Origin of the sequence: Bartonella occidentalis, from assembly GCF_037070875.1 — a bacterium.
GTDB lineage: Bacteria > Pseudomonadota > Alphaproteobacteria > Rhizobiales > Rhizobiaceae > Bartonella.
Genome location: NZ_JAYMZJ010000003.1, coordinates 48,736 through 74,946 on the forward strand (window position 1 = coordinate 48,736; position 26,211 = coordinate 74,946).

The following is a 26,211-nucleotide window of genomic DNA, read 5'->3' on the forward strand; positions in this document are numbered from 1 at the left end:
TGAAGTGAGTAAATGGTGTGAATAGGGATTGTGGGATGAGCACAATCAAGGAGTAGAGAGTATGAAGTCACGGGAAAGTATGTTGAAATTGAAGATGTTTCAAGAGCGTGGGAAGCGTCGTGAAATTGCCCAGCTTGATATGATGATCGCAGAATTTGAACGAATAGTTTCAGATCTAGAAGCACAAATCAGTAGTGAAGAACGTAAATCTGGAAATAGTGATATTCATCATTTTGCTTATTCGGCTTTTGCACGTGCTGCCAGGCAAAGGCGTGATAATCTTGTCGATTCAATTCATGATTTACAGATTCAGAAAAAAAATGCTGAGGCAACTCTACGTGAAATCAGTACAGAGTTGCAGCGTGTACAGATTCTTGATGTAAAAGAAAATATGTCTGGTATCGACGATGATCATATTTTGATTCAACCTAATTCGATGACTGGGTAATGAAAGCCATTATTTTTAGATTAAGATCTGAAAAACACTTGTATTGAGGTAAAAAACAGCCAAGCTTGATAAAGTCTGGCTGTTTTGAATAGTATTTAAAACTGAGTTTCAATCATTATTGGCACAATTATGATTATTGTCTATAATGTTGAATTCTAGTCGTTCGTAATCCAGCTAAACCGTGTTGATCGATCAAGTCTTGCCATGAAAGAAATTCTTCTACGGTTAGACTATAGCGTTGGCACGCCTCTTCGAGACTTAGCAATCCACCTCGGATAGCTGCAACAACTTCAGCTTTACGACGAATCACCCAGCGCCTTGTTGTTTTAGGCGGCAAGTCGGCGATGGTGAGTGGACTCCCATCCGGTCCAATAACATATTTTATTTGGTTTTTTGTCAAATCAGTCATTGTATCCTTCTATTTTTGTCAAGGACTTGATTTGTTTTAAAACATGAACTTTAAAAAAGAGCTAAACTCGTTAAAAGAAAAATGAATAAAATAAGTGAATACGTAAACGATATGCTACAAAGATAAGCGGAATGATCTATTATGATATTTTAATTGGATTTTTTATAAAAGGATAAAAAATACTTTTATCTTTTCTTAATTTTCATCAACTCTTTTTGTTCTTGAAGCTGTCTTTTAAAAATGATGCTATTGGTTGTGAAAAGGATAAAAAGATAATATAAAAAACGGTAAAGAGTGTGCAAAATATTAATCACATGATGCACATTTTAAGTAGAGAATAAATATATGTCTTTAAATAGTCTTGATTTGCCGGGACGACCTGAAAATTCCCGCATAGTTGTTGCGATGTCTGGTGGAGTTGATTCGTCAGTTGTTGCAGGTCTTTTGAAAAAAGAAGGTTATGATGTAATTGGGATTACATTGCAGCTTTATGATCATGGTGCTGCAACACATCGTGTTGGTGCATGCTGCGCGGGGCAAGATATTGAAGATGCGCGTCGTGTGGCAGAGACATTAGGAATACCGCATTATGTTCTTGATTATGAGGAACGATTTCGTGAAGCTGTAATAAATCCTTTTACAGAAAGTTATGTACACGGAGAGACGCCTGTGCCTTGTGTGGCATGTAATCAAACTGTAAAGTTTGCTGATTTATTAGTAACTGCGCGGGAATTGGGTGCAGATGCTTTGGCAACAGGTCATTATATTCGCAGTCGTCTTCTTGGTGCGCACCGGTCACTTTTCCGTCCTCTCGACTTTGAGCGTGACCAGAGTTATTTTCTTTTTGCAACAACACAAGAGCAGATTGACTATTTGCGTTTTCCACTAGGCGATCTTCCGAAAGTACGTGTTCGTGAAATAGCAGAAGAAATGGGTTTTGTTGTTGCTAATAAACATGACAGTCAGGATATTTGCTTTGTTCCGCAGGGGAAATATTCTGATATTATCACAAAGTTACGACCTGAGGCTGCTAATCCTGGAGTTATTGTACATATTGATGGAAAAATTTTAGGAAAACATTCGGGAATAGTCAATTATACTGTTGGTCAGCGTCGTGGCATTGGTGTTGCAACTGGTGAAGCACTTTACGTTGTTTATCTCGATGTAGAAAATGCGCGTGTTATTGTGGGTCCACGTGAAATGTTGGAAACACATCAGCTGTTTTTACGTGACGTAAATTGGCTTGGTGATGAGCGGTTGGATGATTTTCCTTCAGATGGTATTGAAGTAGCTGTAAAAGTTCGTTCAACGCGTCCTCCACATCTTGCTCGGTTACATTATCAAGATGGGGGGTTTTTTGTTAACTTGTTAGAATATGAAGATGGTGTGGCACCAGGGCAAGCTTGTGTTTTTTATGATGGGAATAGTAATGAAGCACGTGTTCTTGGGGGTGGGTTTGTTGCGTACTCAAAACGTGCTGCTCGTACTGAAATGATGTTGCAGCGAGTTTTGTGTAACACAGAAACAGCTACTGTTTCTCCTGGACTGCACACAAACGTTTCTTGTAAATAATATATATTTCTCGTGGGGGAGATATTTTTATTAAAGTGTTATTTCTTTTAGCAAAGTTTATTAGAATTGGTAAAAGGCGCTAACATAAGCGCCTGATTCTGGGAGATAGTGAAGCTATCAAACTAATAAGGCCACCATAGTAATATGCAAGGATTCTGATTTTTGCAAAACACGGATTGGGTAGCTGTCATCCTCTGTTTTCATAAATAAATAGGTGTTGTCTATTTTATGGATTTTGTTTTTTTGAGAAGCGTTGGAAAGAAGAAAACATAAAGGTGAAAACCGGTGTCATTTAAAATTTTTTAAAAAATTGTTCACATCAGCGTTTTGGTTATAGGATATTTATAGAGTTGCATCAGTAGAAATTCTGATCGATTTACGATAAAGGCAGATTATATGAGGTTTTGTCAATAATAATTTTATTATTGGTAAGAGCGACGGCGTTGTGAAAAATAGCATCTATAATGACAGTTCTAAAATACTATATAGAATAAAAATTAAAGATTGCTGGAAGAGTTTGTAAAATTTTTTAATACTGGTTGTGTTGTGCATTTATAAGTATCACTCATGCAATAATGAATATGGAAATCTGTAGTATTATCTATGATATTGTGGAATGCAATGAATGGGATATGGGTATGTTAGTTATGGTGATTCTAAAATGGGTATAAATTTAGAATGATATTTCTAATTAATATTCTCTTCTCCTTAAAAGGTGGTATTTCCTACGGCAGGTTAACAAGATTCTGGTTCATTTGGATGGGTTCTTGTTGCTGATAGCAATGCTTGCATCGTTCACTTTATAAGCTAACAAGATATGTTTTACTTTTAGTACGTTGATAGCTTTTACCTTATCAGAGCATTAGAAGTAAAAATCACACTGCTCATATTTAAATCTTGCAAGGTATTTCTTTTTAGGGAGTTGAAGAGTGAGATTCGCTGCAGTACATTCAATAATAAAGATCAAATTGAAAAATAACTATGCCTTAGATTCTTGCTGTAAACGATGAGGTTTTTCAGCGTGAGATGTGTAATAAGCAATAGCAGAATAGAAAATCCTTTCGAATACGATAATACTGATAATGTTATTTTGTTTCTAGCCATAAATGATTTTACCGTTCAAAAAGAGATATTTTATAAATATCTTATCAGTTTTTAGGCATAAATCACCAATTTAGTAGATTTCTATGATAATCCATACTCTAAAAATTGATGCTGTTTTTCTAAATTTCTAGATGTTTATTTTTTAATAGAGTGATGAAAAAATTTTATTAATTTAACCTAAGGTAGAATTATCATTGACAAAGCACAACCATAGGTATAGTTTATAAGTACCGGGTGCGGTACAATGGATGTTGTATGCGTATCGGGCGTAGGATTTAGGTCCCCGCTATTTCCTGAGTCCTATGCGCCTTTACTTGCTAAAGGAAAAGAATCTGGGTCCCCCAATGCCCAGATTCTTTTTTTTTGAGGGGAGGGATAAGGGTTTCCTTTATTATTCAGTCAATGAGTGAAAGCTTTTTTGTACACAATACCTTGATACAAGGTAGAAATAAGGGTGCATCTGAGTGTGAAGGAGTCTTTTATTTTTATGCAATTATACTGAAAAATAATGGATGATATATTCGTATAGTGCATTTGAATGATAATATGAGATAAGATTCCTTTTGAGAGTTTTTTGTTTTTTGGGGATAATTTTCACAATTCCCTAATCTCAGCTGTTTAGGATCATTTTTATAAATGACAATAATGCATTGTAGCCATTTATGCTATTCTAAGAATTCTGTTATATTGCTGAAATATTTACAACATGGCAAAATATCACAAGGTAGATTCTGAAGTTATTATTTATTTAGTGAAGAAGAGGGATGGGTGGCTATGGTTGTAAAAATCAATATAAAACGCTTAATCCTATACTCTATTTTCGTTTCTTGTATCGTTTTTGCTTTAAAATATTGGGTGTATTATATTACGGGTTCGGTTGCGCTTTATTCTGATGCATTAGAATCAATTATAAATATACTTGCATCGTTGGCTACGTTGTGGGCTATTAAAGTAAGTATGAAGCCAGAGGATCAAAATCACCCTTTTGGACATTATAAGGCAGAATATTTTTCTGCTATTCTTGAAGGAGTATTGATCATCGTTGCAGCAGTTCTGATTTTAAGAGAAGCATGGATGGCGTTATCAACTGTTGTAATATCACAAAAACCTGGAATATGGCTCGTTATTCATCTTGCAGCGAGTATCATAAATTACGCATGGGGTTGGATTCTTATCCAGCAAGGAAAAATCCATCGTTCACCAGCTCTTAAAGCTGATGGAGTGCATTTCATAACAGATTTTTTTACTTCTCTTGGCATTTTAATTGGTTTACTTGCTGCCTTTTTTGGTGGATGGGCTATTTTGGATCCAATTTTAGCAATAATTGTTGCTGTTAATATTCTTTTTCAGGGAGGAAAAGTGATTCGAAATGCCGTTCAGGGTTTAATGGATGTAGGGGTTGAATTAAGTGAAACCATACGGATACGTGATCTTATTTCTGCCAATGCTCATGGTGCTCTTGAAGTGCATGATTTGCGGACGCGTGTTGCTGGAAGAATTATTTTCATAGAGTTTCATTTGGTTGTTCCAGCTGTGATGCAAGTAGGAGAAGCTCACCAAATTTGCAATAAAATTGAAGATGTCCTTGAAAAAGAGTTTGATAACGTGCATATTTCTATTCATATAGAGCCTGAAGATGAAGCTAAATTACCTCTTGGTACAACGGCTATTCCTTTTATATAAAGAGTTCTTCTTATTAAAAGATACTTTTTTCTAGCGTAGCCTTAAGTCAATTTTTTCAGTGCACGCCATTTCATTTTTTTGATTGATTATGCTGTAACGTTCTAACTGACAATGCCACTGGTTTTGAGAGCGCTCAATGGCAAATAAGTTAAAGCTCGCTGGTGGCTTTTTGTGACCAAAAGCTTGTGATGCGGAGGCGACTCCAACAACAGGTGTTTTTTCTTCAATGGTATTTAATGTGGGTAAATGAGTATGTCCGTGAAGAATGAGTTCGCAGCCATGATGTTTAATAACTTCTAGAAAACGTTCTATTCCCCATAATTTTTTATGCCAAGATGTTGCATAGTGAAAGGGTGGATGGTGTATCATTATTACACGAAAGAGATTTCGTGCAGCAGCTTCATCCAAAAGTTGTGATAACGTTTGTGCTTGCATTTTTCCAAAATATCCAGAAGCTTGAAAAGGCGGTGTAGCAATGGCTGAAGATGCACCTATAATGGCTACATTATTGCGAATGCGCATGTAAGGAAAGGGTAGAGTGTTTTTTTCTGGAGAAAAATCACTTTTGATCCAAGGTTGAAAAAGAGTACATGCCTTTCGGAATGCTCCACGAACATAAGCATCATGATTTCCAAATATTAGAGAAATATTTTTAGATTTATCTTGGTTTAGTAGCCAATTATATGCTTGCTTAAATTCTTTATCTAGAGCAAGGTTAACAAGATCACCAGAGATCACAAGATGATCAGGATTTTTCTTTTTTAAGGTATCCATTAATGTTTCTAGCACATTAATTGCCATTTGGCTTTTACGTTTTTTTTGCCAGTTTAGATAGCCAGTAAGGCGTTTTCCAAACAGCTCAAATAAAGTAGGTTGCGGTAATGGTGAAAGGTGGATATCTGATATGTGGGCAAGATAAAACATGAGTGTTAGCATAGTGTCCAAAACAATTTAGGCAATAAAATAATATAAGATAAGCTGTTTTTTTGAAGTAAAAAAGAAGTACGAAATGGGTAGATATTTGTCTAAAATGCGGAAAACAGTCTTTTGAAACTTTTATATTTTGTTTGCCTTTAAATTATCAAAGGTAGGAAAACTACGGTATATTTTCGTCTATTACGGATGTTATACTTTTACAGGGTTAAGCTACATTTTTAAAAAATAAGATGCAATTTTTCAAAATTTTTAACGGCTTTCACGATACCACACACTACTCAGTAAGAAAAGACAGGTGAGTAGCGCAAAAAAATCAGAAAAGATTGAAAAATAGGAAGCGGTGATTAAACGGGTTTCAGTTGCTTCTTTTAAAACAATTGAACGAGCAGGGGGAGGCGTTTGCCCTGCTTTTGATTGAAGAAGCTTTATAGGAGGAATGTTGATTCTTTCTTTTTTTTCGTTGTGTAAACGCGTGATATGTCCTCCAGTATGTTTACTGATGGAGGTTAATTTTTCATCTGTTGAAATTATATCATACAATTCAAGGTTATTGATTACACCGACAGAAGCAAGCACTGTTAGATCACCATTTTTGATAGTAAAAATCCCTATTTCATTAGTGTCAACGGTTGCAGTAAATACACCTTCTTTTTCTTTGGTAAGTGTGATGTTTTCCTTTTTCCCAGAGGGAAAGGTTATTTCTGCTGATTCTGGATAATCTTTAAGTGTTTGGCGACGGATTGTTAAAAGGTGGTGGTCGCTCGTAGCGGTTAATTTTTCTTCTTCAAGTTCGGGTTCTTTCATAAGCCAATGGAAAATTCGACGATAAAGAGCTGCATAAGGACCACCACCCTCAAAACCTCGTGCCCAAAGCCAACTTTCGTCAGAAAGCAACATGCCTACACGTCCTTTCCCAACATGAGAAAGGAGTAAAAGTGGTTGCTCATCAGCTCCTTTCATCAGAGCAGTGACTTTGTCTGCATTTTTGATTGCAATTTGTCGTAACCATTGCCCCCATTGAGAGGCTGGATAAGATGGCGTTGCAAGATCTCGTGTAACAGGGTGACGCTCACCTTCTTTAGTTATTGTGGGATGAAAAGGCTTTTGAATAATAATACCATTTGGTAATGCGGGTAAAATGCTGATCAAAGGGGTTTTAGCAAGCGAGTACTGCTGGGTAAATTCAGGTCCTGTTACCATCAACAGTGCACCGCCATTTTGTACATATTGAGCGATATAATCATAATAAATTAGTGGAAAAACAGAAGAATGCTGATATCCATCAAGGATAATGAGATCAAAATTATTAATATCTTCAACAAATAGTTTTGTTGTAGGAAATACCACAAGCGATAACTGGCTTAATGGGGTATTATCCGCCTTGCTAGGGGGACGCAAAATAGTGAAGTGAACAAGATCAATATTGGAATCACCTTTTAAAAGATCACGCCATGTCCGTTCACCATTATAAGGTGCACCTGAAACAAGAAGAACGCGCAGGTTTTCTCTGATTCCTTTTATAACAGTTATGGCACGATTGTTTTCAAAGCTTAATTCATCTTTATGTGTATCGGTTGAAACTTGAATGATATTTTTTTCAGCATGGGGAAGAGTGATTTCAGTTTGAAAAACGATACCAGGAGTTACGGAATAATGACCTGTTTCTTGACCGTTAACGCTTACCGTAATATTTGCTTTCGCTGGTAAAGATTCTGGACGTTGTCCTTTATCTTCTACTAAAATGGAGAGTATGTGTGGTTTATTGATAAGAGCAAAACGAGGAGGAGAAATAAACTTAATTTGGCGGTCAAATTCATCAGATCTTCCTGTTATAAGGGCATTGATAGGTGCTTTATGGTAAAGGTTGGATAATTCTGGAATGTCATGCACTTGTCCGTCGGTGATAAAGATTGTGCCTGCATAACGAGATAATGGTACATCGGATATAGTTTGTGTTAGTGCATGAAATAAATTCGTTGTGGGGGCATATTGATTATTGGAAAGTTTTCCAGCATCGATAAAGCGTGGCTCAAATTGGGGATATTGCGCCAGTGCATCGGTTAATTGTGCATATGCTTCATCACTATCATTTGTGCGTGTGCCAAATTTTTGGCTTTCGCTACGGTCAATGACAATTCCTACGGTGCTTTTGAGCGGTTCACGTTGCTCTTTTATGATCATTGGATTAAGAATAGCAAGGATGAGAGAGACTAATGTTATAAGGCGCAATAAGGATCCTTGACGCTGTGCAATGAGGCCGATAATCACAAAGAGAGTGGATATCCCTCCCAATAGTAGAATCCAAAAAATCGGTAAAAAAGGCTGAAAAGTGAAAAATGATGTCATTGCCTTCTTTCTCTGTTAAAGCGATCTAATAGAGCAGGAACATGGACTTGGTCTGCCTTGTAATTGCCTGTAAGCACATAGATAATAATATTTAATCCTGCACGAAATGCCCACAAGCGTTGCATCGGATCATTAGAAATAAGTGGATATTTCCACATACCTTTCTCATCTAATGCCCAAGCACCAGCAAAATTATTAGCGGTGATCAGGAGAGAGCTTACATTATCACCCGTAGAAAGAGAATTTTTATTTTTTTTATTCATTGATGATGATTCAACCCACAAAGGCGAACCGCGATAGAGACCAGGGAAATCCGGCATAATATAGAAAGAACGAGCAATAACATGATCAGTGGATGCTGGTTCAATTGCTGGAATACTTAATCCTTTTAATATGGTTCGTAATTTTTGGGTTGCTGGAGTAGCCTCGCCTTCCAGATTAAGGTTAGTGTTTATTTGGTCGCGTGTGTCAAATAAAACTGTCCCTCCATGTTTCATGAAATGATTTATTTTTTCAATACTTTTTTGTGTCGGTAAAGGACTGTTAGCGTCAATCGGCCAATAAATGAGAGGATAGAAAGCGAGTTCATCTTTATCAAGATTAAGTGCTACCACAGAACCAGGAGAGAGCATTGTACGTTCTGCAATAAATTGGCTCAATGCCTCTAATCCGCTCTTACTCGCTGTATCTATTTCATGATTGTTTGTTATAACATAGGCGAGATGAGTAGCACCAGCTGCTTGTACTATGGTTTCATCATAATTTTTTTTATTTTGTGCATAAATGGTTGGGACATATAAAAATAGTGTAATAAAACCCATTATAAAAGAAAAAAAGAGGAGCATATTGCTTCGTCTATTGAGAAAAAAAGGTCTTCCCATCCATAAAACTAGAAAATTATCAAATGCAAATAATAAGACGGCTAATCCTAAAAGTGGTCCAATGAGATGTTTCTCTTTTGTATTATAGGACAAAGGATTCTCACTTAAAGAAGCAGGTAATAAAGATTGCTTTATTAGCTTTGATGAATGATTTAAGAGATTAAGTGCATAAAAATTATTCTTAAAGCCATAAAGTCCAGGTGGGGTACGATAAGAAGGAAGCGGCGGATTTTGTGCATCAATAACGAGTGGAACAACATAAGGTGGTGGAGTTTGTAGGAAACCATCAGCGGTCAATGTTCGCCAAGGGCGCTGTGCTATTGTTGTTTTGATATGCGTTGGATCTTTATTTTCATAGCTACTCAATGTGATTAATTTTTGCAGCATTTGCGTAAAAAAAACAGAAAGGGGAAGATTTGACCATGTAAGGTCGGGCGCGACATGAATAAGAATGAGTGTACCTTTCCCGCGGTTCGCAGCTGTAATAAGAGGCGTTCCATCAGCAAGACTGAGCCATGTTTTTTCAAAAAGATCTGGGCTTGGTTCTGCTAGAATTTGGCGTGAAACAGTGATATCTTCTGGGAAAGGAAGGTCAGAAAAGACACTATTTTTTGCAAAAGGTGCAAGTTTTTGCGGTTGAGCCCAAGACATAACACTTCCAAGGAGACGCTTTCCAGGACGCAGTGGCACAGGCAGTAGACTATCATGATGTTCTATAGTGCTTAAATTTTCTCCTGCAAAGCGGATGAGAGTTCCTCCTTTATTCACGAAATTAGATAGCTTTTTTTCTGCCTCTTTTGACATATTAATAATGTCACCCATAATGAAAACAGATGGATTTTGTTGGAGTAAGAGATCAATATCAATTGAAAGCTCTCTACCTCCTGCTGTTATAAGCTGTGTATGACCTTGTAATGCCTTGATAATATAATAAAATGGAGAAAGCAGAGGCTGTGCCATTTCATTGATGCTTGGTGATAAGAGAGCAACACGGTTTATTCGATTATGACTACCAACTAAGAAAGTTGAAGCGGTATTCGCATTGTTTTCGATTTTTATCCACGCAATATCATTACGTAATTCAAGTGGTAAGTTAAAAGGAACAACGGCTGTTGTTTCTCCTTCATGAAAATTTGTTGTAAAACGGCCAAGCGATTGATTATTTAAATCATAAAAGTTTAATGTAACTGCAGATTCACCGTGTGTGGTTGCACGAATAATGTGTGCGATAGTATTTCCGTTTTTATTTTCTATTGCTGTTATGCCAGTTAAATCAGAAATATCGGCTAAATACCATAAGAATGTTTTTGGTTTTAATTGTTGAATAAGAAAAAAAGCTTGATCATCTTCGCTTGTATGTAATCCGTCGCTTAAGTATGCAATATCGAGAAGTTTACCTTTGGTTGCTTCAGAGAGTTTTTTAAATGCACGCACGCGATCTACAGGCCATGGTTGGGGTTGCAAATGCATTAAACGCTGTTTTATTTCTTTTGCAGGTAAAGGATCAATATCGGCAATATCATTTTCAGCTGTCGCAAGAAGATAGATATTTTTTTTTTGTTTTTCTGCTTGTGTAAGAAGAGTTTCTGCAACACTAATACGTTTTTTCCACTCTTTTGCAGATGCCCATCCATTATCGATGATAATTGCAAGAGGTTGAGTTCCAGAGAGTATAATTGGATTTTCATTCCAGGTAGGTCGTGCTAGAGCAATAATAATCAGAGCTGCTATAGTTAAGCGTAACAATAGTAACCACCAAGGTGTATGGTTTGTAGATTCTTGCTGATTTGTTGATGTAGGCAAAAGACGTAATGGAGGAAAAAGCTCTTTACGCGCAGCAGGAGGTGTTGTTCGCAACAACCACCAAATGACAGGTAGAGCTAGAAGCCCTAATAAAATCAGGGGAGCACCAAAATTCAAAATGACCTCCTTACGTAAGATGAAGAGCTACTCATTTTATTTGCAAGTTGCAAAACTATTTCTGTTAAAGGTCGATCAGTTGTACTTACATTATAAGTCCATCCTTGGCGTAAGCAAAAATCTGCTAATTTTTGTCGTCTTTCTTGATACAGCTTGCAATAGCGTTCACGGAGATCTTCTGCTTTCTTCAAAACGTGTTTTTCTTGCGTTTCGGGATCAAAAAATTCTGTATGACCTTTATAAGGGAAGTGCTCTTCTACGGGATCAGAAATTTCAATTAAATGAGCAGTAACCTGTTTTGCGGACAAAATATCTAAATGTTGGATGATTTTTTCAGGATGATCGAGAAAATCGCTTATTATAATTACATGTGAAAAACGCGTAATAGTGGAAAAGTCTGGAAATGGATTTTCTGATTGATAATTGATCAAAGCTAAAGCCATACGTTCTATGACATTGGATGCCATCGTAGGTGGCACTAAATTTGGAATTGCAATATGTTCGCCGCTCCGGGCAAGAATTGTTGCTAATGCAAAAGTAAGAATGATAGCATAATCGTGCTTGGAGGTTTTGGAGAAGCGCGAACAATAGTGCATGGAAGCGCTTTGATCAGGCCAAATCCAAACTGTTTGTGTTATTTCCCATTCATGCTCACGTAGGTAAGTATGTTCATCACGTGCTGAGCGGCGCCAATCAATACGCGTAATGGATTCCCCTTCAAAATAAGGGCGAAATTGCCAAAAATTTTCTCCGTTACCGCATTTACGTTGGCCATGCCATCCGGTTATCAATGTGTTGGCGATTAGGCGTGCTTGTAGAATACAATACGGCATCTTCCCCGCATCTTCATGCATTTTAGCAGCGAGGGATAGTGGAGATTTTTTTGAAGTTTTTGTGCCGATAGCCATTAGAGGGCGTCTTTCACAAGATTTTTAATAATATCTTTTACAGTTATATTGTCCGCACGCGCAGAAAAATTGAGTGCCATGCGGTGTTGTAATACGGGTTGAGCTAATGTTTCAACATCATCAAGTGAAGGAGCTAAGCGTCCATGATAAAGAGCACGAGCACGAACACAAAGTGAAAGTGCTTGCGATGCCCGAGGACCAGGCCCCCAAGCAATATAAGTGTTTGCGAGGGTATTGTCTTTATGAGGACGAGCTGAACGAACTAATTTTAAAATGGCCTCAATAACGCTTTCCGAAATAGGCATTTTGCGAATGATTTTTTGAATTTTTTGCAGTTTTTGAGTTGATAAAATTGGTTTTGCACTTCGATTTTTTTCTATCGTTGTTTCTAAAATAATACGTCTCTCTGTTGTCAAATCAGGATAATCAATATCAATTTGCATCAAAAAACGATCTAGCTGTGCTTCGGGAAGCGGATAAGTTCCTTCTTGTTCGAGAGGGTTTTGGGTTGCAAGTACATGAAAAGGCTGTGGCAAATCGTAACGAGTTCCAGCAACGGTAACGTGATATTCTTGCATAGCTTGTAAAAGAGCTGATTGGGTGCGTGGAGAGGCGCGATTAATTTCATCAGCCATGAGAAGTTGGGTAAAGATAGGCCCTTGAATATAACGAAAAGAACGTTTACCATTTTTATCTAGATCCATGATTTCAGAACCGATAATGTCTGATGGCATCAAATCTGGTGTAAATTGGATGCGTTTTTCATCAAGCCCCAATACTTTTCCTAATGTTTCAACAAGGCGCGTCTTAGCAACTCCTGGAACCCCAACAAGAAGGGCATGTCCACCAGCTAAAATGGTCGTTAAAGCGTATTCAATTACAGAGCTTTGACCAAAAATAACTTTATCAATTTCTTGTTTTAGAGTATCCATTTCTTTGTGTGCTGCATCAATACCATTGATGAGTGTTTGAGCTTCATTATTGATACTGGACTCTGCAGTAGAATTGGATAGTGTATCGCTTTGACTCATATTCTTTCCTTAAGGTATTTGTCTCAAAATTGATAATTTCTTCTGCATGATGATGATATTTTATGATTTGTAACAGAAAATGACGATAAAAGAAGTATAATACTTTATTTTTTTAATTTGTGTCCATAGAGAGAAATCTATTTGGGATGGGAAGCGTTATTTTATGGTGTATCAAGAGGTATTGCTCTATAAAAGTATCAGTCTGTTCCTGAAGGAGGATACCAATTTGTTTAAAAGGTTAAAAGGTGAGTATAGTACAAAATTTCAAACATGTTGATTGGTTGCAGCATAGTTGTATTCAAAAGATTCTTCATATTTTGTCTTTGGAGGGTGAGGAGGCACGTGTTGTCGGTGGTGCAGTGCGCAATCAGCTGTTAGAGAAGCCTATCAGTGATATCGATATTGCTACAACTTGTTTGCCACAACAAATTATAGCGCGTGCGGAAAATGCAGGATTTAAGGCTATTCCTACAGGTGTTGCATTTGGTACGGTGACTGTGGTTACTGAATCATGTTCTTATGAGGTTACAACGCTCCGCTCTGATATTGAAACGGATGGTCGTCACGCAAAAGTAATTTTCGGTCGTGATTGGCAAAAAGATGCTGAACGACGGGATTTTACTATTAATGCTCTTTACTGTGATGCTGATGGCCAACTTTATGATGCAGTAGGAGGTTTGAACGATATTGCCAGCCGAACAATACGGTTCATTGGTATCGCAGAAAATCGTATTCGTGAGGATTATTTGCGTATTTTGAGATTTTTCCGTTTTTTTGCTTGGTATGGGGCAGGAAGACCTGATGCGCAAGGGTTAAAGGCATGTGCTTGTTTAAAGAACGGTTTGCACAAGCTTTCGTCTGAACGTATTTGGGGAGAAATGAAAAAACTCCTCACTGTCTCGGATCCAGTACGTGCTCTTTTATGGATGCGCCAAAGTGGAATTTTGACGATTATTTTTCCTGAAACAGAAAAATGGGGCATTGATACAATTCACTCACTTGTGAAAATAGAACAGATTCTTGGTTGGAAAGCTGATCCGTTGTTACGATTAGAAAGTATGCTCCCTCCCGATCCCGTACGTCTTCATGCAATGGCTCATCGCTTACGTTTATCTAATAAAGAAACAACACGGTTGAAGAAGTGGGCAGAGCTGGAAGTGATTAGCCAAAATTGTTCAGATCATTTTATTAAAAAATTGATTTATTTTCATGGGCGACAGCCGGTTTTAGATCAATTGTCCTTATCTATAGCTGCAGCATATGTTGATGTTCCGGAGAAGAATGAAGCTTTGAAAAAAGCGGGAAATTATATCAGGCTTTATCAGCTTGCGCAAAAATGGGAAATCCCAGCTTTTCCTGTTAGTGGTAAGGAGTTAATAAAAAAAGGCTTAGTTAAAGGAGTACTTATAGGGCAAAAGCTTAAAGAGTTAGAAATGATATGGATTGAAAGCGGATTTTTAATAGATCAAGATGAATTATTAAAAAAAATAAATCTATAATGTTGGCTTTAAAAATAATCTTCTGTTGTTATTGAGCTTTTTGCGCCGCCATTTTATAGATATTAGGAGCAGAATGACGTAAATTGTAGGAATACTATAAGATCTTATAAGAGTGGCTTTACTCTTTCTAAGATTCATGGGTAATGCATGAATGCTTTTCTAAAGTTTTGAAGGTTTTGACGGACGTTTTGTATTTTTTATAAAGCTTTATTTTTCATTATAACCAATTTGGCGAAGTGCTTCCCCAGTTGTTATAGCTACGCTCATTGCAAGGTTTAAAGAGCGCGCATGTAATTGCATGGGAATTTTTAACGTATAATCAACAGCTTTATTGACATAATCAGGGACTCCTGCTGATTCACGACCAAAAAGTAAAACATCATTTTTTTGATAGCACATCTCTGTGTAGTGCATTTTTGCCTTTGTACTTAGAAGTAAAAGACGGCGATTTAAGCATTTCATACTGTCTTTAAAATGTTGCCAATCGATATGTCTTTCTAGGGAGGCATGTTCAAGATAATCCATGCCTGCTCGTTTAAGCTTGCGATCCGAAAGATTAAAGCCTGCAGGCTCAATAATGTGTACATGCAAACCAAAACAAGCGCTAAGACGTAAAATCGTTCCAGTATTACCAGCGATATCTGGTTGAAAAAGAGCAATGTGAAGTGTCATGTGCCATATATTATGTTTCTACTTGATGATTTGTAAAGAAGTTACAAGACCTATTTTAGAAATATAACTGAAAGAGCATATTGTTTTTGTATTTAGCTGTATTTATTGGGGTTTTAGAGAAAGATCATCCAACGCGTAAAAATAAAAATTATTGAGCTGCCGGATAAGATTCTGAGATATGGGAAAGTAAAAGCAGTGTGGAATATGAATGTGTCTATTGGGTGATAATAAAGAAAGGTAACAACATGATGGGAGATTTATAAACCAGTTTGTTTTAAGCTGTATCTTTCCTTTTAAATCATGTCTTTCCTTTTAAATATTAATAGCTACCTGAATAAGGAAGATTCGCAAAAACCAGCCTTTAAATTATCTCATTTTAGGAAATTTATTAATATTTAAAGGGATTATATCTTACGTGCTTTAGAAAAATCAATTTAGAATAAGATGAAAGATTGGAGAAGTAATCGGGGGTCATGGATCTGGGGGAAAACATAAGGAACAAATTCAGTTATGATGCATTGATGTTTTGTAAAGTAAAAACGGAGATGTTAAAAATGAAAAAAATTGCACTTACTACTTTTATATCAGTTTTGATGGCTTCTTGCGCTTATGCTCAGCCTGTTTTGATCTCTTCTAAACCTGAAATAATTTCTTCAGTTGGTGTTGTGGAAGTGAAAACAAATATGCCTGCGCGTTATGTTACACCTTTAGCAACCGATTTTGTTGCTTCAAGTCTCATTGGTGCATATGTATACAATATGGAAGACGAGAATATTGGTGAAGTGAAAGATATTATTTTGCGTGAAAATAATATTACGGGGTTTGTTGTTGCTGTTGGTGGTTTTCTCGGAATAGGAGAAAGTTATGTCGTTGTTGATCCAGAAACAATCCAAATGACAAATGACTATGGTAAGTGGAAACTTATGACGAATGCAACAAAGGATTCTTTAAAGCATGCTCCAAACTTCAAATATGAAGGACGTTGGGCGCGTTGATTTTTGCGATTTTTTCTCGAAGAATGAAATCGGCTATATAGTGGTAAGGTGGCGTTGCTCTTATTTGAAGAGAGTCTTTAAAAGGTCTTGCAGTATTTATTGCAAAAGTTTTTCCAGTTTTTTGAAAAATATAAAACCTCTTTAAAGAGGAGTGCAATTAAGTATTATGTTTAAACAACATAATGTCGCCATCTTGCACGATATACTCTTTACCCTCACTGCGGGCTTTACCCGCTTCTTTTGCTCCATTTTCTCCGCCTGAAGCGATAAAGTCCTCGTAGCTAATAGTTTGTGCACGGATGAATCCGCGTTCAATATCTGAGTGTATGACGCCAGCTGCTTGGGGTGCTTTTGTGTTCCGCACAATAGTCCATGCTCTTGTTTCCTTAGGCCCACACGTAAAGTAAGTAATAAGATCAAGCAAATGGTAGCCAGCGCGAATGAGACGATTAAGACTTGGTTCAAAGAGCTCTAAGGCATTTAAATATTCTGTGGCTTCCTCATCACTAAGTTGGATGATTTCAGCTTCAATGGCAGCAGAAATGATAATGCTTTGAGCATTTTGTTCTATTGCCATTTTTTCAACTGCTTGGGTAAAGCTATTTCCGTGAGCGGCATCATTTTCACTGACATTGCAAACATAAAGCACAGGTTTTGAAGTTAAAAGATTCAAATTATTGAGAATACGATGCTCATCAGAGGAGATATCTTTGAGTAATAACCGAACAGGGTTTCCTTTTTGTAACAAATTTAATGCTGCTTCCATCATTGGAAGAATTTCCAGAGCTTCTTTATCTTTACCAGTTGCACGTTTACGGATTTGAACGATTCGTCTTTCAAGACTTTCAAGATCTGCAAGCATGAGCTCTGTGTCGACTGTTGCGGCATCGGAAACGGGATCAATTCGTCCTTCTACGTGCGTAATATCTCCATCTTGAAAACAGCGTAAAACGTGAATAATGGCATCAACTTCACGAATATTGGCTAAAAATTTATTGCCTAAACCTTCACCTTTTGAAGCACCTCGTACGAGGCCGGCAATATCAACAAAATTGATGCGTGTAGGAATGATTTCTTTTGAATGAGCGATAGATGCAATTTTTTCTAGGCGTAAATCTGGAACTGCAACTTCCCCTGTATTGGGTTCGATTGTACAAAAAGGATAATTAGCAGCCTGCGCTGTAGCTGTTTTTGTTAATGCATTAAAGAGGGTTGACTTACCGACGTTAGGTAATCCAACAATACCGCATTTAAAACCCATGAGCGTCTTCTTTTCTGTCTATTTTATGATCAAGAGAAAGCTTTACGAGCATTTCTATAACATATTTGAAAAAAAGTTATAGTCTTCAGTTGTTATGAAAGAGAAAAAAGCTATGCATAAGGAATGGTTAACTTTTTATCGTCATATTTTAGATACTTCCTATCTTGATCATGATAGAATTAGAAATTAATGTTAAGAGTGTCTTAAGTTTTTCTTAATACACGAGTTTATGTGATGAATTAATCGGAGAAAATATGACAGTTTTGTCTCGTCGTGCCTTTTTAATAGCAACACCCCTGGCTTTGGTTGCATGTGCTACGCGTCAGTCAGATATGTCGTTTGCTACTTCTCAAAAAACTTGGTACATTCCAGAAGAAATACAGGCTTTGTATGGTCCTGTAGTAAATGAACCTTATTCATTACCTGCTATTGATCTTACTACAATTGAGCCAAAATTTTGGCGACAGCAAGTAATTTATTACACATCTTATCCTCCTGGGACATTAATTGTAGATACACAGGAGCGTTTTCTTTACCTTATTGGTGAAAATGGGAAAGCTTTACGCTATGGTATTGGTGTTGGTAAAGAGGGACTGGAGTTTGAAGGTGAGGGGGTTGTACAACGCAAACGTCGCTGGCCAAATTGGGCTCCTACTGCAGCAATGATGGCTCGAGAGCCAGAGCGTTATGGTCATTTGGGTAAAGGATTGCCACCAGGACCAGATAATCCGTTAGGAGCACGGGCACTTTACCTTTATAAAAATGGGCAGGATACACTCTTTCGCATTCATGGCTCACACGAATCATGGTCAATTGGTCATGCTATTTCAAGTGGTTGTATCCGTTTGCTTAATCAAGATGCGATTGATCTTTATGATCGTGTTCCTGTTGGATCTCGTGTAGTAGTGTTGCAGAATAGCGAAAATGCAGCTAGTTTTCCAAGTCAAAAGTCAGACTTTAATGACGATCCACTATGGTCTACTGTAAATCCAAGTAAATCATTTTAGTTTTAGGGGTGGAATAGATGTAGAGTTATAAAAACTATTATTTGATAGTTTATACTAAATGAGGGCTTTTAAAAAATACATACATAACAATTGCGGCAAGTGATGCTGACTCGGTTCGTACAGAGAAAAATAACTTACTTTTGCAGATCTTTGTTTTTCATTGTTCGCGAAACCTCATTCATAAAAAGGTTATGATCACCATTTATGAGAGCAGTAATGTTTTTTGTAAGTGTATCTAAGAGAGGAAATAACCATTTTTGGTCAGATTCTGTGAAATTGCCTAAAACATGTTGATGAACAAGTTCTTTAGAACCAGGGTGTCCAATTCCCAATCTCACACGGCAATAATCAGTTCCGCAATGGGAAATAACAGACTTTATGCCATTATGTCCGTTACTTCCTCCACCGACTTTTACACGTACTTTCCCAGGGGGTAAGTCCAGTTCATCATAGATGACAATTAAATTCTTTAAGTCTAATTTATAAAATCGTAAAATTTCACCAATAGCTTGCCCAGATAAATTCATAAAAGTTTGAGGTTTTATAAGAAAAACTTTATCATTATTTATAAGTCCATTGGAGATTTCAGCTTGAAACTTCTTTGACCACGGAGAAAAAGAGAAAGACTGGTATATAGCATCAACCGCCATGAAACCGATATTATGGCGGTTATTTTGGTACTGTAAACCAGGATTACCAAGACCAGCAATAAGCCACATGTATACCTCTAGTGAAGTATTATGAGTTAAAAAATTAAATGAAGGCAGAATAAAATTTCTGCCTGCTAAAATTTATTAAGCTTTTGCGTTGTTCTAGTCATCCTCTTGTTCTAATTCATCATTATTATCATTGGTATCCACGCTAGCAGGAGCTGCTATAGTTGCGATGGTAAAGTCTCTATCTTGGATTACTGGCACGACGCCTTCTGGTAATTGCACGGCTGAAATATGGATAGAATCACCAATAGAATAGTTAGCAAGGTCAATTTCAATTGCTTGAGGAATGGCATTTGCTGGAGCGGTACATTCAATTTCATGGCGAACAATGTTCAAGACACCTCCCTGTTTGATACCAGGGGCTGTATCTTCATTAATGAAGTGTACGGGGATATTTACATCCACAACTGATTTTGCTGAAACACGTAAAAAATCCACATGTATAGGAAAGTCGCGAACCGGATCGAGTTGATAATCTTTCGCTAGAACCAGAATTTTCTTTTTATCAACTTCGATTGTAGAAACTGTGGTACGGAAACCACCAGCACGAATTTTGTAGAAGATTTCTTTATAGGAAACTGCGATTGCCAAGGGAGGCTGTTTGTTGCCATAAATGACAGCTGGAATGAGACCGTTGCGGCGTAATTCACGGGAGGACCCCTTACCAACCCGTTTACGTATTTCGGCCTTAAGAGTGTCGCTTGTGCTCATAATTTAAGTCCTTTTTATATATTGGAGATTTATCAAAAACTCATAACAGTTTTTTTTAAATATGAAGGTATACGCTATTAAGTAGCAAACGCTTCATTCTGCATTGCCTCCAAGGGTGTCTACGCAGAAGCTCATTCTATAAGTTAAATATTTATACAATGCAAGAGTTGTGGGAAAAATTCACGCTTTCTACCGTTAAGGCAGAAGAAATGTTACGAGTAGGTCAATGGGGAATCAATCATACTTATTCGATATATTCAAAATTAGATATTGGAGACTTTATGAAGGTTGAGATCACCTTAGGTGAGGTGTCAGAATCTAGAGCTTTGCGTCAATCGACGCCAGCACTCATTGATCTTGAAGAATTATTGGCTACACGTCTTCTTGTTCAAGGCAATTCCGGTTCAGGAAAATCGCATCTTCTTCGACGCCTCCTTGAACAAAGTGCTTCCTGGGTGCAACACTGTGTGGTTGATCCAGAGGGTGATTTTGTAACTTTGTCAGATAAATTTGGTCATGTTGTTGTTGAGGCTGAACGTGGCGAACAAGAATTGACGCGTATTGCTCACCGGGTTCGTCAACATCGGGTTTCTGTAGTGTTTAATCTCGAAGGTTTGGATCATGAACAACAAATGCGTGCTGTTGGGGCTTTTCTTGGAGCATTGTTTGATGTGGAGCGTGATTATTGGTACCCTATGCTCGTTGTTGTCGATGAAGCACAACTATTTGCTCCGGCTGTAGCGGGTGAAGTTTCTGATGAAGCTCGTAAGATTTCACTTGGTGCTATGAGTAATCTTATGTGTAGAGGACGTAAACGTGGTCTTGCTGGTGTTATTGCTACGCAGCGTTTGGCGAAGCTGGCAAAGAATGTAGCTGCTGAAGCTTCAAATTTTTTAATAGGGCGGACTTTCTTAGATATAGATATGGTACGCGCGGCTGATCTTTTAGGAATGGAACGCCGCCAAGCAGAAATGTTTAGAGATCTTGAGCGCGGCCATTTTATCGCTTTAGGACCTGCTTTATCACGACGTTCCTTACCCATCAAGATTGGTTCTGTTGAAACATTGGCGCGCTCATCTAGTCCAAAACTAATGCCACTTCCAACAGAAAGAGCAGATGTCAAAGAACTTGTTTTTACTGCTTCACCAGAGGAAGTTTTAGTTCCATTTAAACATTCACAGGAGCCTGTTAAAAAAAAGTCAGTTCATGAAATGTTAGAAGAAGTTGTGCAAAAAAAGCAAGAGTTGTTTGAAGAAGAGCCAAGTTTATTTCCTGAACTTTCTGCTGTTGATCGTGATAAACAAGCAGAATGTGTTATTCGTGAAATTATGGATGATCCTGAGGCTGCTTATCGTTCAATAGCGGTGCTTTATCAAGACTTTTTGGTTCGTTGTCGTATTCACGGTATTTCAGATGTGCCTTTGCATCTTTCGCAATTTCGACGTAAATTGGCCATTGCTCAGGCTTGTGTTGATGAAGAAACTGCTGTGAGTGAAAGCTGGAAACGCATTTTGCATATATCAGAAAGTTTAGAAGATGATGTGCAGGGTGTTTTTTTGAATGTGGCACAAACAGCTATAACTGGAAAACCATGTCCGTCAGACGCACTGTTAGCACGTCTTTACGGAACGCATTCTTTAAGCCGTGCACGTCGGCTTTTAACCTATTTCGAAGAGCGCGGACTTGTTGTTATTCGGACTCATTTTAGTGGTCAACGCGTTATAGCTTTTCCTGATCTTGGTCTAGAAACAGCGCCAGGAGATCCAAAAGCTCCACTTTAAATGAATAAGCTTGAAACGGATTGTTCGGCTGCGGTTCTTGCAATAGCTTCCCCAATTAAGTCAGAAATTGATAAAACGCGGATATTATGTGCTTTCTTAACCGCTTCTGTTGGCATAATTGAATCGGTAACAACTAATTCTTTCATTTCTGAGTTTGTAATGCGTTCGACAGCATTTCCAGAAAGAACACCATGGGTGATGTAGGCTGTGACGCTATTTGCACCGTGTTGGAGTAGAGCACTCGCTGCATTGCATAAGGTTCCACCTGAATCAACAATATCATCGAGCAAAATACAATCTTTGCCAGTTACATTTCCAATAATATTCATTACTTCTGATTCACCAGGACGTTCACGACGTTTGTCAACGATAGCTAACAAACTGTTTAAGCGTTTGGCTAAGGAGCGTGCACGTACTACGCCACCTACGTCGGGTGAAACAACAATAACATTGTCAAGAGAGTAATGCATCTTGACGTCGCGAGAAATAACTGGAACAGCATAAAGATTGTCTGCTGGAATATCAAAAAAACCTTGAATTTGGCCTGCATGAAGATCCAATGTCAAAATGCGATGGGCTCCTGCTTCAGTAATAAGGTTAGCAACAAGTTTTGCAGAAATAGGAGTGCGTGGTCCAGGCTTACGATCTTGGCGAGCATAACCAAAATAGGGTATAACAGCTGTGATGCGACGCGCTGAAGAACGGCGAAGAGCGTCAATCATGATGAGCAATTCCATCAAATGATCGTTTGCCGGATAGGACGAGGATTGCAGAATAAACACATCTTGTCCGCGGACATTTTCATGTAATTCTACAAAAATTTCTTGATCAGCAAAACGCTTCACAGTTGCTTTTCCCAAGGGAATGTTTAAATATTTTGTGACATTTTCAGCAAGGCATGGGTTAGAATTGCCGCAGAAAAGTTTCATGGTAAGAGCCTTTGAGTAATTACGATAAAGTGTGATGTGGTTTTAAACTTTTTATTGTCAGATTGTACGAAGACAACGACAAAATCATTACAATGTTATTAGTCATTATTAAAGAGCTGTAGAATCTTTCTTCTTGTTGTTTTAAAAGAAAAGCTATTGGGTGGTGAGAAAAAGAAAAACATATTTAATAGGGACTTTGCAGTTGCTTTATAAAAAAGGTTTCAACATGAGTATTTTCTTATGTTTGATAGAGAGGAGCATATTCATAAAGCATCTCATCATCAATTGTCCAATCAAACATTAGAATATAATACAGATAAAGTTATCACATTGTGTAAGTTAATAGATTATTTTTAATAAAAATCCAAGTATAATCGAGTTTTTTTATAAAGGTAAAAATGGTGCTTTGAATTTCAGTGTTATGTTAGATTCAAAAGGCGTTTATTTTTTATCTGTAAGCATAATAGCAGAAATTTGCCGTCCATAACTAAGCTTATTGCGGTGCACTGCACGGCGATAGGAAAAAAAACGCTGTTCATCCTGATAGGTACAAAGTTTTAGACAATAAGCATTAACCCTTGATTCTTTTAGTTTATCCATAATAAATGCTCGTAGGTTAAAGTTAAAATGATTTTCATCCGTTTTTAAAAAATATATTTGGAATTTGTTATGGATGTTAATAAATTTATTATAAAATTCATTTGTTACTTCGTAATGGTAAGAACAGATACAAGGACCAAGAACTGCTATTATTGATTGTCGTTTAGCACCTTGCTCTTCCATAACGGAAATTGTTTTTTCCACGATACCATTTAAACTCCCTCGCCAGCCAGCATGTGCAGCGGCAATGACACCTGCTTGTGGATCAGAAAACAGAATTGGTCCACAATCTGCTGTGAGAACACCGATTGCTAATTTTTTTTCCGTTGTAACAAGAGCATCAGCTTGAGGAGGCTTATTGCTAAAGGCTTGGTGAGCGACAACGACTTCACAGGAATGTATTTGATTGACCGTGATTAAATCTTGCACTCCAATACCAAAATAATCGGCAATCAAATTGCGGTTTTGTGCGGTATATTCTTCAGGGGTATGACTTGAGCTGTTCTCAATATGAAGGTTTTCATCGAAGCTTTTAAAAACACCGCATTGGCGTGTAAAAAAACTATGTTTTATCCCATACATGTGTAAATCAGAAAGGTTTTTTGATAAGATGGGGTCAAGAGAAGGCTTCATAAAAGTTCCTTATATGATTATTTAAAAGTGAGAACCGTTCATGAGAGGATTCTATTTTTTAATGCACCTTAGTAAAGTGGTCAAAATTTAGGCGGTAGTGGTATATTTTTATTGCTGACATGTAAAACTTTAAATAATTTACCCATTTGATCTGAACCAGCTAATCGTTTTACATCTTGGTGAATTTTGTTTTGCAGCGCAGCACTTTTATTAGCTCCAAGCTGTTTTGCTCGTTGCAGCAGTCCCATTTTTAAAAGAAAATCTCTTTGTTCGAGAATTTCAACAAAGCATCTCTGTTTGAGAGCTATTGTTTTTAAAAAAGCAAAACCAACATGTGATGTTAAATCATGTTCACCAGGAGCCTCAAATATATCTTGGAATTTATGTTTTGAGACTGCTTGTAGCGTATCGCCAAATGCAAATTCAGCAGCACCATAATCAATGAGCAAAGCAGAGCCTGTCATTTGTCTCAGATGGTTGCTGATTTGTTGCATCAATTGATGACGTGAAGGTGCATGTTCGAAAATTGTTCCATCTGGTATTTCGGAATAGTCAGGGTATAGATAAGAAGGAGAGAATCTATTCTGGTGAGCAATAAATGCGAAATCCCCATTTTTATTAACTGTAATGCGGCGCTCTCTCCATTCTCCATTAATTTTAATATATTGGTTGATGGGAAGTGCATCGAAAAATTCATTGGCGATTAGGAAGAGAGGTTTCGAGGGGATTTGACTAAAACTTTCAATGCTATGAATTTGTTTATTATAAGATGAAAGACGGTTTTGTTGTTCTTTTGCAAGTCGTTGGCTCACTTCAATCAGAAAAATCTCAGCAGAATTAAATGCTGTAGTGGATAATTTTTGAATGGTACGTAGGATGTCATCCATGAGAGTTCCACGTCCTGGGCCGATTTCAGCTAAAATGAAAGGGTGAGGACAATCATGGGCTTTCCAACTTGCAAGAACCCAAATTCCAATCATTTCTCCAAATAATTGGCTTATCTCAGGGGCAGTAATAAAATCACCAGCACGTCCAAAGGGTATTTGTGTTCGATAATAGCCAAATTGTGGATCTGTGAGTGCCAATGTCATATATTGGCTGACAGTGATTGGTCCATTGAGAGCAATAATTTCTTTAATTTTTGCTTTGAGGGTAGCCATTATTCTATAGACGAATGTTTAAAAGCTTGGAAAAGTAGATAGATACCTAAAAAAAGCATAGGGAGAGATAAAGCCATACCATAGGTTAATCCAGTGGAATGGAAAAGAGTAGAAAACCATTCTGGATCTTCTTGAGGAACACGATAAACTTCTGAGATGATCCGCGTTATTGCGTAGCTCATAATAAATGTCCCCGCTACGGCGCCAGGGCGCTTTAATGCTTTGAAAGCAAAAATAATAATAAATAAGATGATAAAAAGAAGAAATCCTTCCATTAGTGCTTCGTAAAGTTGACTTGGGTGACGCGGTAGATATTGGGGGTCTTGAGGAAAGCAAACAGCCCAGGATACAGTGGTGACTTTCCCCCATAATTCTTGGTTAATGAAGTTGCATATTCGTACAATGCCAATACCAATAGGAGCGCCTGCTGCAATTATATCAAACATCTGTTGTATTTTAATTTTGTTTTTATGGGCAAACACAATCATTGCAATAGTGATGCCAATAAGTCCACCATGAAAAGACATACCTCCATTCCATACTGCGATAATATCGCTTGGGTGGTTAAAATAATAAGAGGGATCCCATATAAGTATCTGTCCTAAGCGACCACCAATGATAATACTGATAACAGACCATACAACAAAATCTCCTATCTTTTCTTTATCCATAGGAGGTTGGTTTGCAAACCATAGAGGTTGCCTTGATAATAATTTTTGAGCATACCACCAAGCAAAAAGAATACCTACAACGTAGCCAAGTCCGTACCAATGTATAGACACAGAACCTAACTGTATAATTACAGGACTAAGAGAGCTAGGAAAAGCAATGGCAGGACAGAAAAAATCGTTCATAAGTAAGTGCTTTACATTGATAATATTACATAATGACTAGACATGACAGATGAATCTATCATGGTCAAGCCAAGAGAATGCGAGATTGCTTTGTTTATAATGATAAAATTATACTGGTAAAAAGAGTATAAAAGTGTAAGAAGTTTAGGTGAAAT

The 26,211-nt window shown here is 37.4% G+C and carries 20 protein-coding genes and 1 pseudogene; 7 read left to right on the forward strand and 14 right to left on the reverse strand.

What is annotated here, in order from left to right:
• Positions 1-61 precede the first annotated feature (61 nt).
• Positions 62-448, forward strand: coding sequence for a flagellar export protein FliJ (locus tag WCP78_RS05230; protein ID WP_336279458.1), 387 nt, complete (start codon positions 62-64; stop codon positions 446-448).
• 133 nt (positions 449-581) lie between these two features.
• Here WCP78_RS05230 and sciP read toward each other — a convergent pair whose 3' ends face one another.
• The gene (gene sciP / locus WCP78_RS05235) at positions 582-857 is read right to left on the reverse strand and encodes a CtrA inhibitor SciP (protein ID WP_336279459.1); all 276 of its coding nucleotides are present in this window, start codon (positions 855-857) and stop codon (positions 582-584) included.
• Between the two features lie 345 nt (positions 858-1,202).
• Here sciP and mnmA point away from each other — a divergent pair, with 345 nt between their 5' ends.
• Both mnmA and WCP78_RS05245 read left to right on the forward strand, forming a co-directional pair.
• Positions 1,203-2,429, forward strand: a complete 1,227-nt coding sequence (gene mnmA / locus WCP78_RS05240; protein WP_336279460.1) for a tRNA 2-thiouridine(34) synthase MnmA — start codon at positions 1,203-1,205, stop codon at positions 2,427-2,429.
• A gap of 1,878 nt (positions 2,430-4,307) precedes the next feature.
• On the forward strand, positions 4,308-5,216 hold the full coding sequence (locus WCP78_RS05245; protein WP_336279461.1) for a cation diffusion facilitator family transporter: 909 nt from the start codon (positions 4,308-4,310) through the stop codon (positions 5,214-5,216).
• Positions 5,217-5,246: 30 nt separating this feature from the next.
• On the opposite strand, the gene WCP78_RS05250 is transcribed toward WCP78_RS05245, so the two are convergent.
• The 5 genes from WCP78_RS05250 to WCP78_RS05270 form a co-directional block, all read right to left on the reverse strand.
• The gene (locus WCP78_RS05250; RefSeq protein ID WP_336279462.1) at positions 5,247-6,152 is read right to left on the reverse strand and encodes a metallophosphoesterase family protein; all 906 of its coding nucleotides are present in this window, start codon (positions 6,150-6,152) and stop codon (positions 5,247-5,249) included.
• A gap of 249 nt (positions 6,153-6,401) precedes the next feature.
• Positions 6,402-8,498, reverse strand: coding sequence for a glutamine amidotransferase (locus WCP78_RS05255; RefSeq protein ID WP_336279463.1), 2,097 nt, complete (start codon positions 8,496-8,498; stop codon positions 6,402-6,404).
• Positions 8,495-11,299 carry a DUF4159 domain-containing protein gene (locus tag WCP78_RS05260; protein WP_336279464.1) on the reverse strand — a complete coding sequence of 935 codons (2,805 nt, stop codon included), beginning with the start codon at positions 11,297-11,299 and terminating at the stop codon, positions 8,495-8,497. Before WCP78_RS05260 ends, WCP78_RS05255 begins: the two co-directional genes overlap by 4 nt.
• A complete protein-coding gene (locus WCP78_RS05265; RefSeq protein WP_336279465.1) occupies positions 11,296-12,207 on the reverse strand; it encodes a DUF58 domain-containing protein in 912 nt (303 codons plus the stop codon). The genes WCP78_RS05260 and WCP78_RS05265 overlap by 4 nt, the downstream gene beginning before the upstream one ends.
• Positions 12,207-13,238 carry an AAA family ATPase gene (locus tag WCP78_RS05270; protein ID WP_336279466.1) on the reverse strand — a complete coding sequence of 344 codons (1,032 nt, stop codon included), beginning with the start codon at positions 13,236-13,238 and terminating at the stop codon, positions 12,207-12,209. The genes WCP78_RS05265 and WCP78_RS05270 overlap by 1 nt, the downstream gene beginning before the upstream one ends.
• Positions 13,239-13,483: 245 nt before the next feature.
• Between WCP78_RS05270 and WCP78_RS05275 the strand changes: the two genes are divergently transcribed.
• Positions 13,484-14,737: a CCA tRNA nucleotidyltransferase gene (locus WCP78_RS05275; protein ID WP_336279468.1), complete on the forward strand. Its 1,254-nt coding sequence runs from the start codon at positions 13,484-13,486 to the stop codon at positions 14,735-14,737.
• A 207-nt stretch (positions 14,738-14,944) separates the two neighbouring features.
• Here WCP78_RS05275 and WCP78_RS05280 read toward each other — a convergent pair whose 3' ends face one another.
• The gene (locus WCP78_RS05280) at positions 14,945-15,409 is read right to left on the reverse strand and encodes a tRNA (cytidine(34)-2'-O)-methyltransferase (protein WP_336279469.1); all 465 of its coding nucleotides are present in this window, start codon (positions 15,407-15,409) and stop codon (positions 14,945-14,947) included.
• A gap of 554 nt (positions 15,410-15,963) precedes the next feature.
• On the opposite strand from WCP78_RS05280, the gene WCP78_RS05285 reads away from it, so the two are divergent.
• On the forward strand, positions 15,964-16,404 hold the full coding sequence (locus WCP78_RS05285; RefSeq protein ID WP_336279470.1) for a PRC-barrel domain-containing protein: 441 nt from the start codon (positions 15,964-15,966) through the stop codon (positions 16,402-16,404).
• Positions 16,405-16,561: 157 nt separating this feature from the next.
• Here WCP78_RS05285 and ychF read toward each other — a convergent pair whose 3' ends face one another.
• The gene (ychF, locus tag WCP78_RS05290) at positions 16,562-17,665 is read right to left on the reverse strand and encodes a redox-regulated ATPase YchF (RefSeq protein WP_336279471.1); all 1,104 of its coding nucleotides are present in this window, start codon (positions 17,663-17,665) and stop codon (positions 16,562-16,564) included.
• A gap of 254 nt (positions 17,666-17,919) precedes the next feature.
• On the opposite strand from ychF, the gene WCP78_RS05295 reads away from it, so the two are divergent.
• A complete protein-coding gene (locus WCP78_RS05295; protein WP_336279472.1) occupies positions 17,920-18,672 on the forward strand; it encodes a L,D-transpeptidase in 753 nt (250 codons plus the stop codon).
• 134 nt (positions 18,673-18,806) lie between these two features.
• Here WCP78_RS05295 and pth read toward each other — a convergent pair whose 3' ends face one another.
• Both pth and WCP78_RS05305 read right to left on the reverse strand, forming a co-directional pair.
• Positions 18,807-19,391 (reverse strand): aminoacyl-tRNA hydrolase, encoded by a 585-nt coding sequence (gene pth / locus WCP78_RS05300; RefSeq protein WP_336279473.1) that lies wholly within the window; start codon positions 19,389-19,391, stop codon positions 18,807-18,809.
• Between the two features lie 93 nt (positions 19,392-19,484).
• A complete protein-coding gene (locus tag WCP78_RS05305) occupies positions 19,485-20,099 on the reverse strand; it encodes a 50S ribosomal protein L25/general stress protein Ctc (RefSeq protein ID WP_336279474.1) in 615 nt (204 codons plus the stop codon).
• A 281-nt stretch (positions 20,100-20,380) separates the two neighbouring features.
• Here WCP78_RS05305 and WCP78_RS05310 point away from each other — a divergent pair, with 281 nt between their 5' ends.
• Positions 20,381-21,880 carry a helicase HerA domain-containing protein gene (locus tag WCP78_RS05310; protein ID WP_336279568.1) on the forward strand — a complete coding sequence of 500 codons (1,500 nt, stop codon included), beginning with the start codon at positions 20,381-20,383 and terminating at the stop codon, positions 21,878-21,880.
• On the opposite strand, the gene WCP78_RS05315 is transcribed toward WCP78_RS05310, so the two are convergent.
• The 4 genes and pseudogenes from WCP78_RS05315 to lgt all read right to left on the reverse strand — a co-directional run bounded on the left by WCP78_RS05315 (position 21,877) and on the right by lgt (position 26,056).
• Positions 21,877-22,809 carry a ribose-phosphate pyrophosphokinase gene (locus WCP78_RS05315; RefSeq protein ID WP_336279475.1) on the reverse strand — a complete coding sequence of 311 codons (933 nt, stop codon included), beginning with the start codon at positions 22,807-22,809 and terminating at the stop codon, positions 21,877-21,879. The genes WCP78_RS05310 and WCP78_RS05315 overlap by 4 nt on opposite strands.
• 441 nt (positions 22,810-23,250) lie before the next feature.
• A complete protein-coding gene (gene pgeF / locus WCP78_RS05320) occupies positions 23,251-24,042 on the reverse strand; it encodes a peptidoglycan editing factor PgeF (RefSeq protein WP_336279476.1) in 792 nt (263 codons plus the stop codon).
• A gap of 80 nt (positions 24,043-24,122) precedes the next feature.
• Positions 24,123-25,202, reverse strand: coding sequence for a class I SAM-dependent methyltransferase (locus WCP78_RS05325; protein WP_336279477.1), 1,080 nt, complete (start codon positions 25,200-25,202; stop codon positions 24,123-24,125).
• A pseudogene (lgt, locus tag WCP78_RS05330) lies at positions 25,177-26,056 on the reverse strand (prolipoprotein diacylglyceryl transferase). Before lgt ends, WCP78_RS05325 begins: the two are co-directional and overlap by 26 nt.
• Positions 26,057-26,211 lie beyond the last annotated feature (155 nt).